The organism is Neobacillus sp. NPDC058068, assembly GCF_042885335.1.
In the GTDB taxonomy this organism is placed as follows: domain Bacteria; phylum Bacillota; class Bacilli; order Bacillales; family Cytobacillaceae; genus Neobacillus.
The window spans coordinates 1-20058 of the sequence record NZ_JBHVSI010000023.1 but is presented as its reverse complement, the minus strand read 5'-3'; the positions used below and the strand labels follow the sequence as shown (position 1 = coordinate 20058).

At 40.2% G+C, this 20058-nt stretch carries 10 protein-coding genes; all 10 read left to right on the top strand.

The features are described 5' to 3' along the window. The first annotated feature begins 28 nt into the window (after nt 1-28). The 10 genes from ACFVSW_RS22775 (at nt 29) to ACFVSW_RS22730 (ending at nt 19884) form a co-directional block, all read left to right on the top strand. Entirely contained in the window at nt 29-646 is a 618-nt protein-coding gene (locus tag ACFVSW_RS22775) for a YesL family protein (protein ID WP_387318899.1), read from the top strand. A gap of 30 nt (nt 647-676) precedes the next feature. Further along, nucleotides 677-2557, top strand: coding sequence for a beta-N-acetylhexosaminidase (locus ACFVSW_RS22770; RefSeq protein WP_387318898.1), 1881 nt, complete (start codon nt 677-679; stop codon nt 2555-2557). 374 nt (nt 2558-2931) lie between these two features. Further along, complete coding sequence (locus ACFVSW_RS22765) at nt 2932-6042, top strand: alpha-mannosidase (protein ID WP_387318897.1); 3111 nt, start codon at nt 2932-2934, stop codon at nt 6040-6042. A gap of 211 nt (nt 6043-6253) precedes the next feature. Continuing rightward, the gene (locus ACFVSW_RS22760) at nt 6254-7183 is read left to right on the top strand and encodes an ABC transporter permease (protein WP_387318896.1); all 930 of its coding nucleotides are present in this window, start codon (nt 6254-6256) and stop codon (nt 7181-7183) included. 234 nt (nt 7184-7417) lie between these two features. Beyond that, entirely contained in the window at nt 7418-8350 is a 933-nt protein-coding gene (locus ACFVSW_RS22755; RefSeq protein WP_387318953.1) for a carbohydrate ABC transporter permease, read from the top strand. A 26-nt stretch (nt 8351-8376) separates the two neighbouring features. Next, a complete protein-coding gene (locus ACFVSW_RS22750; RefSeq protein WP_387318895.1) occupies nt 8377-9828 on the top strand; it encodes an ABC transporter substrate-binding protein in 1452 nt (483 codons plus the stop codon). A 139-nt stretch (nt 9829-9967) separates the two neighbouring features. Further along, nucleotides 9968-11764, top strand: a complete 1797-nt coding sequence (locus ACFVSW_RS22745; RefSeq protein ID WP_387318894.1) for a sensor histidine kinase — start codon at nt 9968-9970, stop codon at nt 11762-11764. After that, nucleotides 11757-13262: a response regulator transcription factor gene (locus tag ACFVSW_RS22740; protein WP_387318893.1), complete on the top strand. Its 1506-nt coding sequence runs from the start codon at nt 11757-11759 to the stop codon at nt 13260-13262. The genes ACFVSW_RS22745 and ACFVSW_RS22740 overlap by 8 nt, the downstream gene beginning before the upstream one ends. Before the next feature lie 398 nt (nt 13263-13660). Next, nucleotides 13661-16657, top strand: a complete 2997-nt coding sequence (locus ACFVSW_RS22735; RefSeq protein ID WP_387318892.1) for an endo-beta-N-acetylglucosaminidase — start codon at nt 13661-13663, stop codon at nt 16655-16657. Nucleotides 16658-16761: 104 nt separating this feature from the next. Next, nucleotides 16762-19884, top strand: a complete 3123-nt coding sequence (locus ACFVSW_RS22730; protein WP_387318891.1) for an alpha-mannosidase — start codon at nt 16762-16764, stop codon at nt 19882-19884. Nucleotides 19885-20058: the final 174 nt, after the last annotated feature.

Below are 20058 nucleotides of genomic sequence, written 5' to 3'. Positions count from 1 at the left end.
CAAAGGCTATTGGAAAGGGGGATACATCATGAAAAAAGGTTCATGGATGATTGTGTTTGAATGGATATGGAGGGTTATTTCGGCCAATTTGTGCTGGATTGCCTTTACCATTCTAGGATTAGGAGTTTTGGGCTTCTTTCCTTCAACTGTTGCCCTTTTTACCATTGTCCGGAAATGGATTAGAAAAGATACAGATTTGTCTGTTTGGAAGACGTTTAAGTATGTGTATGTTAAAGAATGGAAGAGGAGTAATGGAATTGGCCTTGTGTTTTACTGCATTGGCCTTTTCCTCTTTGTCGATATACGGATTGTAATAGGAGTCATGACTGGCATTTTTTCAATCTTTCTGCTCGTATTTTTATACTTTGTCGCATTCCTGTTTATCATGTCTATTGGTTATTTCTTTGCGATCTATGTCCATTATCAGCTATCCAATAAGGAATATATTAAACAATCCTTTCTGTTTGCAGTGACAGGCTTCGGACCAACCATATGGATTGGTGCAGGGCTGTTTATTGTAAGCATGGTAATGTTGAAGGTTCCAGGCTTAATCCCCTTTATTTCCGCTGTCGCACCAGCTTATTGGATGATGAGGGTCTGCCTGAACCGGTTTAATAAGCTTGAAAAAATAGCCAATCAACAATAATATAATTTGAACGTGAAAAGGGAGAGCAAGATGAAACTTCACTTAATAGGCGAAATATCTTCAGTTGCTGAAGGGCTTAAACTTGTAATGGGGAATGTAAATTTTCAACTTTCTCATGATGGGCACCCTGTACATGTTAAAAATCAAAATGGTCCCATAAGGGTCGCGAATAAAAATGGCTATGGGGAAATCTCCTTTGAAAAAACGATTCACTTTTTCCGGGCATTAGGACTTTGGATGGAACATTTTCAAGATGAAACTGAATTTGATGTAACAGAGGAGCCGCAGTTTGAGATGAGTGGTGTTATGCTCGATGCTTCGAGAAATGCCGTGCCCACAGTTCCTGAGGTGGAAAATCTGCTGCGAAGAATGGCTGTGATGGGTCTGGATACCTTGATGCTTTATACAGAGGATACATATGAGGTTAAGGAACATCCATATTTCGGTTACATGCGGGGACGGTATACGTTTGAAGAATTAAAGGCCCTTGATGAATATGCCGAGAAGCTGGGCGTTGAGATGATTCCTTGTATTCAAACATTGGGTCACCTAAAAGAGGCGCTGAAATGGAATTATGCGGCAGCGTTTAGGGATACAGATGATATTTTACTAGTCGATGAGCCTAAAACCTATGAGTTTTTAGAGAATTGTATTAAGGCTGCAACGGAACCATTTAAGACAAAACGGATTCATATTGGCATGGATGAGACGTTCCAGCTTGGGTTAGGAAAATACCTGCAGCAGCATGGCTATGAAAACCATATTGATCTGATGAATCGACATCTTCAAGAGGTCGTGTCCATTACAGAAAAGCATGGGCTTAAACCGATGATTTGGAGCGATATGTATTTTCCATTGTTCGCCGAGGATAGCAAATATAAAGATGAGACCGGCAAAATACCGGAAGATCTTATTGCTCAGGTTCCGGATGTAGAGCTTGTTTATTGGAATTATTATAGCAAAGATCAGGAGATTTATGAAAAAGAGATTAAAAACCATCAGCTGCTCGGAAAAACTCCAATATTTGCTGGCGGGGCCTGGACATGGAACGGAATCGCACCGAACTATGGGAAAGCGATTGTGACGACGGAGGCCGGCATTGCCGCTTGTAAAAAGGAAGGGGTAAAGGAAGTCTTTGTCACGATGTGGGGCGATAACGGGGCAGAAACGCCGTTTGCTACTTCTCTGCCAATCTTGCAGCTGTTCGCGGAACACACCTATCATCAGGATGTGACTCCAGAACAGGTATCGAAGCGCTTTGAATTTTGCGGCGATGGTCATTTTGCTGACTTTATGATTTTAAAAAAGCTAGATGAAACACCTGGTGTCATGAAGGATAATATGAACACTTCGATGACTTCAAAAGTGTTACTTTACCAAGATGTATTAATTGGTTTATATGATGAAAATATCTGCGGCCTGTCTTTAGGCGAGCATTATGAAAAATTAGTCCCAGAGCTTGAGAAGGCAAAGCAAAATAATTCAGCCTGGGGGGATTTATTTGGCTTCTACGAACAATTAGCAAGGGTTCTTAGTGTGAAGGCGGAAATCGGCATCACGCTAAAAGATGCGTATGAGAAAAAGGATTACGAGCAAATGAAATCAATCCTGATTAAATTGGATGAGATTCAAACCAATGTGGATCTTTTACGCCAAAAGCACCGCAAAGTATGGTTTGCAGCCTATAAGCCATTTGGCTGGGAAGTGATTGATATTCGTTATGGCGGCGTGATTACACGGATTGATTCGGTTAAATATCGGATCAACGAGTGGCTAGATGGAAGAATTACTAGTTTGGAAGAGTTAGAAGAAAAACGCCTGCGCCATGATGGCCCATGGGAAATTGTTGACGGGTTAGTAGGCGGCAATGTATATCATCGAATTGTAACTGCCGGGAATTTCTCACTTTAAGTGGCTCACAGTGCCCATGAGAGCGAAAAACCAAGGGGTTCGGGCACTCAAAGTGGCTCACAGTGCCCATGAGAGCGAAAAACCAAGGGGTTCGGGCACTCAAAGGAGCTCACAGTGCCCATGAGAGCGAAAAACCAAGGGGTTCGGGCACTCAAAGTGGCTCACAGTGCCCATGAGAGCGAAAAACTAAGGGTTCCGGGCACTCAGAAGAGCTCAGAGTGCCCATGAGAGTGAAAAACCAAGGGGTTCGGGCACTCAAAGGAGCTCACAGTGCCCATGAGAGCGAAAAACTAAGGGTTCCGGGCACTCAGAAGAGCTCACAGTGCCCATGAGAGTGAAAATAATTTAGTAAACCAACCAAACGGGGTGATGACATGTTTTTAACCGAAAGAAAATTTGAAGCGCGTATAAGGGAATTAGAGGGTTATCGTTATCGTGATTGCTTTACGATTGAGCAATTTCACACACATGAGGATGACGGTGAGATTGGTGCTCATCCACCAGTAGTCTACGACGAAGATAGTATCATGAAGATTGGCGACTATTGGAAGGGCCGGGACCGCTATATTTGGCTTCATGCTGATGTTGATGGCCACCTGCCAAACAGCAATCATCAAGTCGCAGGAATATTCTCGTTTGGCAAGACGGGCGGAGGGAATAATTCCGGGTTTGAATCGTTACTTTTTGTGAACGGCAAACCATACCAAGGTGTCGACTCCAATCATGAAGAAGTTCTCTTTGATGAAGAGACGGCAAAGGGACCGATGCGTTTAGATTTCAGACTCTGGTCTGGACTTGAAGGCGGCGGCATGCCGGTTGAGAATGAATTTAAACTGGAGCAGGCAAGAATCGGCTGGCTGGACACAAGGGTCGATAATCTATACTACACCCTTTTAGCTGCTTACGAGGTATTAATGGAAACAAATGAGGCTGATGCCGCCTATTCGGCTTTGAAACAAATGATCCAGGATGCCTTACAGCTCATTAATTGGACGGAACCCGGAAGTCTTGAATTTTATGAGTCTTGTTATGAAGCCGAAACCAGCCTGACTAAGGCGCTTCAGTCGATCGAAAAGTCATCCAATATTACGATACATACTGTCGGCCATACCCATATTGATGTAGCTTGGCTTTGGCGCTTAAAGAACACAAGAGAGAAAGCTGCCCGTTCATTTTCAACGGTCCTGCATTTAATGAAGCAGTTCCCTGAATATTTATTCCTTCAGACGCAGCCACAGCTTTATGATTATATCAAGACGGACTATCCGGACATTTACGAACAGATGAAGGAAAGAATTGCGGAAGCCCAGTGGGAAGCCGGCGGCGCAATGTGGCTCGAAGCCGACTGTAATATCCCAAGCGGTGAATCTCTTGTCCGGCAAATTCTGCACGGAAAAAACTTCTTTAATGAAGAGTTTGGTGTCGATTGTCAATATTTATGGCTTCCAGATGTTTTCGGTTACAGCTGGGCACTGCCGCAAATCTTGAAAAAGTCCGGCATCAATACGATGATGACGACGAAGATTAGCTGGAATCAATATAACCGGATGCCGCATGATACGTTTTACTGGAAGGGAATTGACGGTTCGGAGATATTAACACACTTTATCACCACACCGGAACCATGGAATGGCCCGGATTCCTGGTTTTACACCTATAACGGTTACATTACGGCAAAAACGGTTAAAGGTGCTTGGAACGGCTATCGTGACAAAGATTTATCCAAAGACCTGCTTCTTTCATACGGGTACGGTGACGGCGGCGGCGGTGTCAATCGCCATATGCTCGAAATGAGAAGACGATTTGACCAAATGCCTGGTATGCCAAATGTGAAAACCTCAACAGCAGGAGAATTTTTCGAAAAGCTACATGAAAATGTGGAGAAATCAACTGGCTATATTCATAAATGGGATGGCGAACTGTACCTGGAATACCATCGTGGTACCTATACAAGCCAGGCATTTATGAAAAAAATGAATCGCAAGCTGGAACTCTTGTATCGAAGGGCTGAATTTTTATCCTCCTGGCTTTCCGAAAATGGAGCATGGCTTGGCGATGAGGAACTGAAAAACGGCTGGAAAATTATTCTGAGAAATCAATTTCATGATATTATTCCCGGATCCTCGATTCATGAAGTATATGAAGATGCCAAGGAAGAATACGCTGAGGCTCTCCAAATCGTTAATCAAGTGGAAACGATGGTTATTCAAAATGGAGTTGAAAAAGCAGACCGTTCTGTTGTTGTCTTTAATACTACACATCGTACGGGCAGTAAGAATGTGTTCATTTCTCAGTTTGCTGATTTTGCAGCAGGGATCTGGAAAGATGGCAGCGGCAAAGTGTTAACCCATCAAAAACGTCCTGAAGGCTGGCTCGTTGAAGTGGATGCCCTTCCATCGTTTGGAGCTCAAACATTGTATTTTGAACCGCTTGAAAATACAAAGGAAACAAAAACAAACTTTAGCTACCAAGATAGGAAACTAGAATCGCCATATTATCTTGTTGAGTGGAATGAGTTCGGACAGATCACAAAGCTTTATGATAAAGAAGCACAGCGCCATGTGTTAGCTGAGGGTCAAAGCGGCAATGTGCTGCAAATCTTTGAAGATAAACCGCTTGCCCATGATGCTTGGGATATTGATATTTTCTATCAGGAAAAGATGGAGGAAATCCGTGATATCGCCACATTTGAAGTAGTGGAAAATGGCGGGCTAACTTTTGTGCTCGATGTCAACTGGAAGTATCATCATTCTGACATTTCTCAGCGGATTGTTTTTTATGAAAATGATCGTCGGATTGACTTTGAAACCAATGTGGACTGGCATGAAAAACGTAAATTACTCAAGGCATCATTTCCGGTGGATGTTCGCGCAACAGAGGCAACCTATGATATACAATATGGCAATGTGAAGCGACCGACCCATTGGAATACAAGCTGGGAAATGGCAAAATTTGAATCAGTCGGACACCAATGGGCCGATCTTTCAGAACCTGATTACGGAGTAAGTCTGCTGAATGATTCCAAATACGGGTATGACATCAAGGAAAATGTGATGCGTTTAACCTTATTAAAAGCAGCTACACATCCTGACCCAGAAGCAGATCAAGGCATGCATTCCTTTACGTATTCGCTGTATCCGCATCTTGGCGACTGGCGCCAGGCGAGGACAGTGGAAAAAGCGTGGGATTTAAATGATCCAATTTTCGCTGTTGAAGGGAAATGGACGATGGAAGATTCATTTATTGAAACGGATACAGACCATATTTGGATTGATGCGATTAAGCCGGCTTACGATGGCAATGGCGTGATTGTCCGATTGCATGAATATGAGGGAAGAAGAGGCAAGGTGTCTCTGAACGTTCGAAAAGACATCACATCATGGGAAGAGACCAATTTGATGGAAGAACCAATGACAGAAGTATCACAATCACCAATTGAGTTTGACATCAAACCGTATGAAATTAAGACATTCAGAATCTTATAGTAGAAAAAGATGACCGATTGGAATGTTCCAGTCGGCCATTTAACGTTTCCTGCTAAGCCCACCACATTTGCGAGACTGGCTCCTCTATGAAAACAGAGTGATTTCTAAGATTTTTGCACTTAATCCCAAATTAGTCAACTATAAATAAAACGCTTTCACCTATAGAATATAGATATGGAAGTGCTTACATTACTGCGAGAGGAGGATAAATGTGAAAAAGATATTCAGTGATATCTATCAAAATAGGATCTGGTTACTTATGGTTTTACCAGGAACGATTTGGCTGCTATTATTCTCTTATTTGCCAATGTTTGGTCAAGTATTGGCCTTTAAAAAGTTTCGAATTCATCCGGACGGTTTTTTTGCGAGTGTTATACAGAGTGAATGGGTTGGCTGGGAGAACTTTAAATATTTGTTTAGCACAAATGATGCCATTGTTATTACAAGAAATACGATTCTGTATAATCTTGTTTTTATCGTATTGGGACTTGTGGCAGCGGTCGCAACGGCAATTTTACTCAGCGAGTTAGTAAATAAAAGATTATCAAAGGTTTATCAGACTGGCATGCTGTTCCCGCATTTTATTTCTTGGGTTATCGGGAGCTACTTTGTATTCACCTTCTTGAGTTCGGACCGCGGCCTGTTAAATAATATTCTGGGCTGGTTCCATATTGATGCTGTTTCCTGGTACAACGAGCCTAAATATTGGCCATATATCATCATTTTTATGAGCATCTGGAAAGGTGTAGGATATGGAAGTATTGTTTATTTAGCATCGATTGTCGGAATTGACCGCACTTATTATGAAGCGGCTATGATCGATGGTGCATCGAAATGGAAGCAGATTAAGCATGTTACCCTTCCAATGCTAAAGCCATTAATGATTATCTTAACCATTATGAATATTGGTCGGATCTTTAACTCGGATTTCGGACTATTTTATCAAGTACCAAGAGATTCGGGAGCCTTATACCCAGTGACAAATGTTATCGACACATTCGTTTACCGGGGGCTTATGACTTTGGGTGATATCGGTATGAGTACTGCTGCGGGACTTTATCAGTCGGCTGTTGGTTTCATCCTTGTTATGATCACAAACTATATCGTTAGAAAAGTTGATAATGAAAGTGCATTGTTTTAAAAATAGCTTCTTCAATTGTCCAGCTTCAGCGCCTAGCCCCTCGAGGTCACAAGCCAATCCGTCAAGAAGGCTAAAGAACAGCCTTCTCGCCGGCTTGTCTTGTGCTGGTCGGGGCTGACCAAGGCGCTTACGCATTTCTCAGAAAGGAGGGAAAGTCGCCCGGCGGCTAAATATATGCCAAATAAACAAACTCAGACTCAAGGCTCAGTCGTTGTATCACAACCATTGGAATCAATGAAAGGGGGTGGTGCGAAGATTAAACAACAAAAGAATAGAGATTATCATCAGTTGCATCCAGTTACAAATGCCATTTTCAGTGTGCTGTTAGGTATTTTTACTTTTCTGTGTGTCTTTCCTTTTATCTATGTCATTATTATTTCCTTTACAAGTGAGGAAAGCATTGTAAGACATGGCTTTCAAATTATCCCGGCGGAATGGAGTACCGATGCTTATCACTACTTATGGAATGTTAAGGATCAATTGCTCGGTTCTTATGGTGTAACGATTTTGGTTACAGTAGTAGGAACGGTTATTAGTGTGTTGATGATATCCTTTTATGCTTATGCAATTTCAAGACCACAATTTAAGTATAGAAGATTCTTCACATTTCTAGCATTCTTTACGATGCTGTTCAGCGGTGGATTAGTTCCAACCTATATCGTTGTCACCCAATTCCTAGGGCTGAAAAATACCATTTGGGCGTTAATCCTGCCACTTGTTATGAATGCTTTCTATATTATCATTATGAGAACCTTCTTTATGAAGTCTGTTTCAGAATCTATTTTGGAATCTGCTAGAATTGATGGGGCAAGTGAATGGCGGATCTTTTTTCAAATCGTCTTTCCACTTTCGCTTCCGGGGATTGCCACGATTGCCTTGTTTAGTACATTGGGTTATTGGAATGATTGGTTTACGGCATTACTTTATATTGATGACCCAAAATTAGTGCCGCTCCAGGCCTTACTCATGAAAATTGAAGCAAACCTTGAATTTATGAGGCAAAATGTTGAGATTGGTTTAATGCAAAAAACAATATTTGATACCCTTCCGCAAGATTCAGCCAAAATGGCCATGGTCGTTATCGCCACATTACCGATAGCAGTCTCTTATCCGTTCTTTCAAAAGTACTTTATTAGCGGACTAACTATTGGCGGCGTTAAAGAATAAAAAAATAGAAAAGGGGAGTATTAGGAATGAAGAAAAAGTTAGTATTTTTACTTGCATTAGTTCTTTCCATTGGAACCATTCTTTCTGCATGCACCAGTAAAGAAAGTTCTTCTTCGGAAAAAGACGGGAAAAAAGGTCAGCCGTATGAAATTAAATGGTATACCATTGGAACCCCACAAAAGGATACAGACAAAGTATATGCGGAAGTGAATAAATATTTGAAGGAAAAGATCAATGCCACAGTTAAAATGACGCAAATTGACTGGGGCGATTGGGCACAAAAATCCCAAGTCATGATCAATTCTGGAGAACAGTTTGATATTATTTTTACAAATGGTAAAGATTATGTGCAAAATTCCCAAAAAGGTGCATTCTTAGCCTTAGATGATATGTTAAACAATGAAGCTAAAGAACTTAAAGCTGCTATCAATCCAGACTTTTTAGAAGGAATTAAGGTTAACGGAAAAATTTACGGTGTGCCTGCTAATAAAGAGGTTGCCAGACAAACTGTTTATACGTTTAATAAAAGACTTGTAGACAAATACAAATTCGATGTTTCGAAAGAATTGACTTTAGAAGACCTTGAGCCAATGCTTAAAACCATTAAAGAAAATGAATCTGGTATTACACCAATGGCAACATTTAAGGCGTTTTTACGCTATGACTATGTATTTAATGAAGAAATGCCATTTGCCTTCCCATTTGCGGGTGACACTGACCATGTAATTAATCCATTTGATACAGATGAAGCAATGAAATCACTTAAAACCATGCACAAATATTATAAAGCCGGCTACCTAAAAGAAGATGCAGCTACAAGTAAAGACAGCTGGCCAATGGATGTAGAAAACTGGTTTGTACGCATGGGCGGTTCACAGCCATATGCTGATTTACTATGGTCTCGCTCGGCAAAATATGATCTTGTTTCTGCACCTGCTGAACAACCAACCGTTGTAAATGATTCCGTATCTGGTTCAATTCAAGCGATTTCGGCTACCTCAAAAAATCCAAAAAAAGCAATGGAATTCTTAACTTTGCTTAATACAGACCCATATCTTCGCAACCTTGTTGATAAGGGAATTGAAGGTGTACATTACAAAAAGAATGCAGACGGCACAATTGAAGATCTTCCAGCACGTGTTGACGGTTTTAACATGCCATCTTATTCATTAGGAAACCATTTTATCTTAAATCTTTACAGTAATGACCCTAAGGATAAATGGGAAAAATTTGCGGAGTTTAATGCTTCCGCTGTAAAGGCACCATCACTTGGCTTTAATTTTAATAGTGATTCAGTTCGCTCTGAACTTGCTTCAATTACAAATATTTCGAAAGAATTCTACCCAGCATTGGCAACAGGTTCTGTAGACCCAGATGAATATCTGCCAAAATTCAATAAAAAGTTAAAAGATGCTGGAATTGATAAAGTCTTAACAGAGATTCAAAAGCAATATGATGACTGGAAAAGCAAAAAATAATAAATGATCAAAATCAAGCTGGGTGGAATATTCCAGCTTGATTTTATTTCAGCACTTTTTTATTTCTTTCAATGGTCATCGAGGATTTTATTCAATTGTGTTAAACTTGAAAAAACTATGAAAATTAAAGGAAATTGAAATGGGAATAAGAGGAAAAGGGCGTTTTGACCAAAAAATATTTAATAAATTATTTTTAACATCTTCCATCACCATTATAATGACCGTCATATTTTTAATTGTTACGATTACCAACTATTATTCGGATATTATTATTCAAAAGGAAGTCAATATCAATACTAGAACGCTGGAAAGAGTAGAGGATTACTTTTCCACTAAAGAGGCAGATATTAGCAGGGCCGTAAGAGAACTGTATGTTAAAGGGGAAATGATTGATGATATAACCTTTGCCCTTAACAATGGATACGAGAAATATTTAGAGTTCCGTCTAGATAAATTTTCAAACGATAAATCTTTTACGCCAAGTAATATCGATACATATTTTAATGGTTATTTTAGCCAGGATAGTGATCTAAATGCAATTAGTTTGCGTTCATTGGAAAGTCCCTCAATTGAATATTTATTAATCAAGGATAACATTCGCTGGAATAAAAGCATTGTTGATCATGGTACAAATGTAGACCCGTTACTTTCACTGGGAATACCGATTATAAGTGGCGACGGCCTGCCAAAAGACCGGAAATTAAGAAACACAATCACAAAAAGGATTGTCATTAACAATCCAGTAACGCTCAAAAAAATTGGCGAGATTTCTTTTTATTACTCGACAGATCGTTTAGACAAGATGTTAAAAAAGCAAGAAGGAGCACCAGCTTCTTTCTTTTTGATCGATGAGGATGACACTATTATTTATTCGGTCAATAAACGTGTCCCTGTCGATATGATCAAACAAGTAAAAAATGAAACAAATGAGAAGAAAATAGATTGGAAACATGAAAAGTATTATATGAACACTATTGCCAACAAGGGTGATTATACCTATGTAGGTGTAATCCCTGATAAAGGCTGGCAAAAGCTATCGATAGTAAGGGGAACTATGTGGGTTGTTATTATATTCCTCATTCTTGTTGCCATTTTAATCTCTTATTCGTTTACGCGAAATTATTCGCGAAGAATTAATAAGATTGTTTCGATTATTCGTCAGGTGGAAAAAGGAAATTTTGATGTAAGAATTCCAGAATCCAAGCATGAAGATGAATTATCAAAGATTGCAGTTAACATCAATTCTATGATAACTGAATTAAATAATTATATAGAACAATTTTACCTGCTTAATATGAAGCAGCAGCAGGCAGAATTAAAAGCACTTCAAGCACAAATTGATCCGCATTTTTTATTTAATACACTCGAAGCGATACGGATGGTTGCTGTGGTAGAGGGTTCAAAAACCTCAAGTAAAATGATCTTCCATTTAGCTAAACTTTTTCGATATTCGTTAGAGTCTAAAGACGTGGTACCGTTATATACCGAAATCGAATATGTAAATCAATATTTAAAATTGATGCAGTTTAAACATCCAAATAAACTAGAAGTGCATATGGATATTCCTAGTGATGTGGAACAAACACTCGTACAAAAATTAATTCTTCAGCCCATTATTGAAAATTATTTTGTTCATGGTTTTAAAAAGGATTGGACTAATAATGAGCTATTCATTCGTGCTGTAACCCTTGGCGAGAAAATTGAAATATCTATCGAAGACAATGGTAAGGGGATGACTGAGGAGGAACTTTCCAACATTGTTCAACATATCAATTGTGAAGAGGGCGATGAGATGAAATCAATCGGATTAAGAAATATCCATCAACGTTTAAAACTAAAATATGGAGACCAGTTTGGAATTTCACTAAAAAGCATTAAAAACCAAGGCACGATTGTCACACTTTCCATTCCAGCGCGGGGAATTAACCATGTATAAGGTACTGCTGGCTGATGATGAATCTCTCATAACATTAGGTCTGACGGCTCTATTGGATTGGGAGGATTACGGGTTTGAAATTGCTTATACGGCGGAAAGCGGGGAAGAAGCTCTTGCCTACCTAAAGGAAAATCAAATTGACCTTCTGATAACCGATATTTTAATGGCGGAAATGTCTGGATTGGAATTAGTCAAAAAGGCGAAGGAAATTCAGCCTCTAATAAAAAGTATTGTATTAACCGGTTATCAAGAGTTTGGATTTATTAAACAGGGACTGCTATTAGGAATTGAAAACTATTTAGTGAAGCCCGTGGATGAGGAAGAATTATTGGTAACCGTCAAAAATGTAGGTCAGAAATTGAATGCTGTGAAGGGTTCAGATCATCCTCAAGAAACGACCACATTGCGGGATAATACCTTATGGCGTTTTATCAATGGTGAAATTGACAAAAATGATTTCCTTGAAAGAATGGCATTATATGATATCCAATTTAACCAACCGTTTTATCTTGTTTCGATTTTAAACTTTGAACATTACCAAAAGACACCGATTTTAAAGGATATTCGAAACTTTATTGAAGAATATTATTCCGCCACATGTCTCTATAGTCCAAATCAAGAATTAATAATTATTTTTGGAAGTACGAATGAAGAAGAATTAGTTAAATGGAACCAAAGCCTTGTGAATCAACTTTGTGACGAACAAAAGGGGATTGGTCTATTCTATCTAACTATGGGAAAACCGGTTAAAACAATGGATGAATTAGAAGTGAGTTTTACCGTTGCAAGCGAATATAGCCTACTTCAACTATATTCAGAGCCTAATGTGCTTATTTCAGATAGACTTACGATTGATCGGCAAGAAGAATTAAAAAGACAGCAAGAATTTAAAGAAAATATAGTAAAGCAATTATTGATAGCCGATGAAGAAACATTTCAAATGATTGATTCATTCTTTCACTATTTAACTAAGAAATCAACATTTATCTCACCGCAAGCTGTTAACAAGTATACTTTTGATTTAATTTCCTACATCCATTATTCATTACAGCCGGATGATCTTTCTCATTATACATCGGCCGTTGAAAGAATGGTCTATAGCTCTGATGTCCATCAGGTGAAAGCTATTTTGAAGGAGTATTGTCATGAGTTAATTCTTTCAATTAATAATCAAGTTCATATGCGGAGCCCAATTGTGCAAAATGTTCTTGAGTTTATTCATGCCCGCTATGATCAAGGATTATCATTAAAAACATTGGGGCAACAGTTCCATGTAAATGCGATCTATCTTGGGCAATTGTTTCAAAAAGAAGTCGGGGTAGTTTTCTCTGAGTACCTTAATCGTTATCGATTGGAAAAAGCAAAGGAATTACTAAAAACAAGCCATTATCGTGCAGGTGAAATTGGGAAGAAAGTTGGATATTCGGATACCACTTACTTTTATAAACAATTTAAGAAAATAATTGGCACAACACCGAGCGAGTGGAGGAAAATTTAAAAACGTATCACCTATCAAAGGTGGTGCGTTTTTTTCGTAAAAATTGCTTTTTAGCATTAGGAGAGTTTGAGCTTTTGGATCTGGGAAAGTTCCATCAGTTTGCCGGTTTTGTCTACATATTGTGTTCTTTATTTTGTCCAATGAATCTATGTTTTCCCCAATAGGATGGTAAGGAATATACTGCTAAAATTAATGGAAGGGCTTACATGGAGAGACTCTGCTCTTGCCATTAAATTTAATGGAGGTGGATCTTATCAATCAATCTATCCTTTAAGCTTTACTAGCGAGTCATTTGGTAAAGATGTTTTAGGTTACTGCAGAGAGCACAATTAACTTCCAATGAGAATGATCAGGACGACCACATTGTTTAGTAGGTAACAAATAAGGGAGGGAAATGGATGTTTTCTCGAATGGGAAAAACAAAAAAATCACTAATATTCACGGTTTCTATGCTTTTTACTTTACAGACCAGCTTTTCATCCACAGCCTTAGCCGGGGACACACTGCCCTATACGGGCGACAGTGTAATCAAATTAAATCAGCCTACCCAGCATGGGTATACAGCGAATGACATTATCGAATGGGATCCGAAAATAGATAAATATGCTGAAATGCTCAGGGCAAAAGTGCCGTTACAAGAACGAAATGAAGCATTTGCAGCTACACAGGCAAACCCTGAATTGAGCCCGAAAACACAAATGTTTAATCTTGCCGGTGACTATGGGAATTCATTTATGGATAGTACGGCTTATACGAATAAATTTGGTGAATACACGTTTCCGTACTGGCAGTATACAGACTATTATTCCTACTGGCATGGTATGGCGACAGCCGATGTTCCGAAAGATTTATATAATCCTAATCTTCCATGGTATGAAAGATGGTTTGAATTTGGAATATTAAATATTCCAAATCCGGCTTATACGAATGCCGCTCATAAAAACGGGGTAAAATCTCTTGCTGCCATTTTCTTCTCAAGCAATGACAGGGGACCGCAAACCTATACACAAATGCTTGTAAAGGACAAGGATGGAAACTTCCCTGTTGCTGAAAAACTGATTGAAATTGCCGATTATTATGGTTTCGACGGCTATTTCTTTAACCAAGAAGAGTCTTCAGGCGTAGCGGTGAAAGATATCCCTATATATAAAGAGTTTTTAAAGGTGTTAAGAAATAACGGTCTATATGTCCAATGGTATGATTCCGTCCACAATGAAACTGGTAGAACTAGGTACGAAAACGAATTTACAGCGGTTAATAGTCCTTTTCTAAAGGATCCAAAGTATGGAGATCTCTCCCATTCGATTTTTTTAAATTACCTTTGGAATAAAGACAAATTGAAAAAATCAAAGGCGCATGCTGAGAGTTTAGGTTTAGATCCCCTCGAGACGGTGTTCGCAGGCGTTGAGGCGGGCGGCGATCGGTTTAAAAAACATCGGAATGATCTCCGAAATAATTTGGATGATAACGGAAAGCCGATGAATAGTATTGCCATGCTGGGATCCGACTTTACCCATCATGGATTAGATGAGGATCTTGGCGGAGCAGATACCATCCGGCGGAATAACCGCGATTATCAATGGATGTCGTTCATCCGCGACCGTGCATGGTGGTCAGGCCCGTATCTGAACCCAACCCGCACTGGCAGAAATGCAGCCGTTGACTTGTCCGATGTAGGAGCAATAGGGGGGAACTGGGATGGCGTTGCAGCATATATCGCAGAGCGAAGTGTCATTAATGGGTCTAACTTTGTATCCAATTTTAATATGGGCCGCGGATTAGCCTATTATGTCGATGGCAAGCTTAGCAATTCAGAAGAATGGTCAAATATCAATATTCAGGATATTCCTGTTACATGGCAGTGGTGGAATGAAACGACTGGTACGCCGCTAAAGGTAGATTTTGATTTTGGCCCTGATTACAATGCAGGCAAACGCTATGATTATACAAAGATTGGCGCCTATAACGGCGGTAACTCACTAGTGGTTAACGGCAAATTAGATGCCGAAAACTTTTTACGCCTCTATAAGACCGATTTACAGGTAAAAGAGGGTTCCAATTTTTCGCTTACGTATCATAAAACCTCTCAAGATGATGCATCCGTTATGAGTATCGGTTTACTCTTTAAGGACTCTCCTGAAAAGGTTGTTAAAGTAGAAGTACCAAACTCAGGAAAACAGACCGATGGATGGGTGACAGCAAAGCTTGACTTATCTCCATATACCGGCAAAGAGATTGCCGCATTTGGGCTTATTTTTGGTAATGGCGATGCAGTTATTGAAGATTATCAGATGAATATTGGGCAAGTAAAGATTAGCGATGGATCGATAGCAAAACCAAAGGCACCAACAGGCCTGCAAATATCAAAAGCTCTCCGTGATTCCAGTGAAATGTATATCTCATGGGATCTAAAAGATTATGATGAAGTCAAACAATACAATATCTATAACAATGGGGCATATGTTGGCGGAATTTATGATGGAGTATTTTACATCAAAAACCTGAAGCGGTTATCTGGTGAAATTTCCCTGACAGCTGTAAGTCAAGATGGTCAGGAAAGTGAACCAGCAGTTGTCCATTACGATTTAACGAATGGGGTTCACGCTATTAAGGCAACACAAACGGATAACGGCGATATGGTGGTTTCTTGGGAGAATCCTGAGGAAGTTAATGGAAAGGTCACTGTCAATATTTCCACCGAGTACGACTATGCCAAAGAAGTCAACAAAACTGTCACCGTTAACAGCGGCAAGAAAGAAGCAAAACTGTCCAACATGCCGATTAATGGGGATAAATATCATTTAAAAATTAAAATCGGCAGCAACGATTGGGTAAGCTATTGCGGCACGTTTATTGACCATTCGATCGAGGCGTATCCGGCAGAAAAAGTCATGATTGATGGAACTTCTGTTACGTGGGGATTACCAGAGGCAAGAGATTGGCACTACCTGTATGTATATGAAAATGGTGTCGCTAAAACGTTTAATACCACCTACAGTCAAGGACGCAAACCGTATATTATTCGCGGGCGTACTCATTTAACTGAACTCACATTTAAAACTAGCTCAACGGACAGTATCCTTGAATTTGTGATTGAAGACTACGCTGGAAATAAGGCCAGTACGGTTGTAAGGATTAGTCTGGAAAACCTTTTCGAGGTAATAAACGGAATGGTTGAGAAAAAGGAAATGAGCGAAACAGCTGGTATACAATTAGTGGAAACATTGAACACTGCGAAAAGACATTATGACGACGGACGCTTAAAACAAGCGGCAAGTCACTTAGAGAAGTTTAAAGATATTATGGAGCATAATCAATTTAAGGATGTACCGGAAGATAAGAAGAAAATGCTAAAGGCTAGTGCGGACTATCTATTAAAAACATGGTCGGAGTAAAAGGCTGCTAGCTAAGATAACCTGTGTTGCAATATGGCAGATAGATCTATCTGCCATATTCTTTTAATTGCGTTTAAAAGAATCACAACTTGGAGGGAACGACTTTGCAGAGAATACAGCGATTTATTCAGTATTTATCAAATCAACAGATCCTGGAGACAATCCAAATCAAGGATTGGAGCGCAAAACGTGGCTTTTATGTAGAGCCAGTAAAATACGAAATTGAATCTGAGGAAACCTTCCTGATTAATGAAGGAGACTGGTTAATCGATTCAGGCACTACCATGTTTTTAGAAAAAGAAGTGTCCATCCCAACAGAATGGAGAAATCGTCCGTTTGGACTGACATTTCTTCCTGGCGCAAAAGGCCGCCGGACTCTCCACGAGGCATTGGTTTCATTAGATGACATGCCCTATCATGGGATTGACCGGAACCGAAGCTATGTTCCTTTTCCGGAGAATGTACGGGGGAAAGAAAACATCAATATTAAAATAGAATTATTTAACTATGCTGGCCAAACGCTCGATGAGTTAAATAATCAGAATGAACCAGCCGAATTTGATCCGCCTCCCCTAACCCTTCTGAAAGGAAGCCTCGATCTGCCGAATATAGCTGTCCAGAGTCTTTTGGCAACCGTAAAAAGTTATTATGAGGCTGCGGAATTGCTGCCGGAAGGCGACCTGGAAAAATACAAAATCATCGAGGCTTTGACAGAGGTTGAGCATAAGATTCTGTTTGAAAAGCCGGAAGCCTTAACGAATGGTTCATGGGTAGCAGAGGTGGAAGAGGGGTTAAAGAAAAGACTATCCACATTGACTGGAAGTACTCAGGGCCAAATTTTAATGGTAGGTCAGTCCCATATTGATTTGGCTTGGTTGTGGCCGGTGAAAGAAGCTGTTCGCAAGTGCAGCCGAACCTTTTCTACGATGAGCACTTTGCTTGATGAAAATCCGAACTTTACCTATGCCCAGAGCCAGCCGCAAGCTTACGCTTTTGTTAAAGAACATTATCCAAAAATCTACCAGAGGGTTAAGAAGCATATTGCAGAAGGGCGCTGGGAGGTAGTTGGAGGCATGTGGGTCGAGCCTGATTTAAATATGCCTTCCGGTGAATCATTAGTACGTCAGCTATTATATGGCATGAAGTTTTATAAGGATGAATTCGACCTGCAGCCAAGAATTGAGTGGCTCCCGGATACATTTGGATATTGTGCTTCTCTTCCACAATTGTTAAGGAAAGCCGGGTTGGAATACTTTATGACCACTAAAATGAATTGGAATGATACCAATCCGTTTCCTTACGATTTATTTTATTGGGAAGGCATCGATGGGACGCGGATTCTTTCCTATTTGAATCATGGACTAAATGAATATACTCATCCGAAAGAAATTGAAAATCACTGGAATAGTTTTAAGCAAAAGAATGACTATCCAAAACAAATGCTGCTATATGGACATGGGGATGGCGGTGGTGGAGTCACCCAAGAAATGATTGATTATGTAGATCGTTCTGCATCTCTTCCAGGTCTGCCTGCAGTAGTGAATAGTACAGCACACGAATTCTTTGATGGAATTCGCCAAGCGGATCCTCATTTGCCTACATGGGTCGGAGATATGTATTTAGAGCTTCATCGGGGAACGTATACGACACATGCCCGCAATAAGAAATGGAATCGTAAAGCGGAAGTCCTTTACCGGGAGGCAGAAATTTGGAGCAGTTTAGCTTCAATCTTTGCAGAAGTAAGCCCTCTTCAGTCATTGGAAGAAGGGTGGAAATTACTTCTCTTAAACCAATTCCATGATATTATTCCAGGGTCTTCTATTCCTGAAGTGTATATAGACTCTGAATCGGATTATAACAAGATTTTTGAATATGGCGAAAATGTGAAACAGAATGCCTTACGTTCTTTAGAAAGGCAAATTGACACTCAAGGTAATGGGGATCCGGTTATCTTATTTAACGGTTTATCCTGGAAACGCTCTGAAACGGTGAGGATTGTTGGCGGGCCTGAATTAGTTGGAAAGGGAGCAGTGAATCAGGATGGTGATGTCCTTCCAACCGACATCATTTCAATGGAAAATGGCCAACTAGAATTATCTGTTTATGTTCCTGACATTCCTGAAATGGGTTACACGACAGTATGGTTAAAAAATATGGGGAAACAGGTTATAGAAGATCAAGAGGAAATCTATCGCGAGTGGGAAACAGAGTTTTATTTGTTGGAATGGAATGAAAAGGGGGAAATTTCCCGTCTGTATGACAAAAAGGCCCGACGAGAGGTCTTATCTAATGGTGCGGTTGCCAATCAATTTCAACTATTCCATGACCGTCCGCTCGTCTGGGATGCATGGGATATTGACCCTAAATTTGAAGACCAGCCTGCTGAAACGGTTGTCTTTCTAGAGCAAGGTATTCAAAAAGGCGAGACGAAGGACGTGATTCGTTTTAAATGGCAGCTGGCAGACTCTATTATCGAACAAGAAATGATTTTATACCATCAAAGTAAACGAATCGATTTCCAAACGAAAATAGATTGGCAGGAGGAGCATAAACTATTAAAAGTAGCTTTCCCTGTTGATGTAGCAAGTAATAAAGCGACGTTTGAAATTCCGTTCGGAACGGTGGAAAGAGCCACCCACAACAATACTAGTTGGGAAAGGGCACAGTTTGAAGTTTGCGGGCACCGCTTCGCCGACCTTTCGGAAGCGGGTTATGGCGTCAGTTTGTTGAATGACTGCAAGTATGGGTATGATGTGAAACAAAACGTACTGCGGCTCTCTTTGTTACGGGCACCGAAATGGCCAGACACGGGGGCAGACCTGGGGCATCACGAATTTACCTACTCCCTTTTACCGCACGAGGGAGATTGGAGAGAGGCGGAAGTAGTGAAGCGAGGGTATGAGTTGAACCACCCAGTCGTTGTCGTGAGCACTTCTTCCCATCAAGGGAATCTTCCAAGTTCGCATTCCTTTATCGAGACAAGGTCTAAACATGTCATTCTTGATACCGTGAAAACCTCTGAGGATGGTACGGGGCTCACGCTTAGACTGTATGAATCAAGCGGCGGCAGAGAAGAAACACAAGTAACTTTGGCCAAGCCAGTTCATTCTGCAGATGAAACGAATCTTTTAGAGGAGAGACAAGCTGTTGTCCCGGTCCAAGGAAACACACTATCCTCCTATCTTAAGCCATATGAAGTGAAAACGATTATAGTTACGCCCAAATAAATATCTTGCTTGAAGCTGCTCCCTGAGGATTTACCGTCGAAAAAACAAACTTTACTCAGGGAGGCATACGGTCTTTTATTAAGGCTGTGTTAAAGAACATTGTTGATTTTGAGCACAATGTTGATTGGAGTGGAAGGCGCGAGACTCCTGCGGGAGCAGCGGGACAGGTGAGAC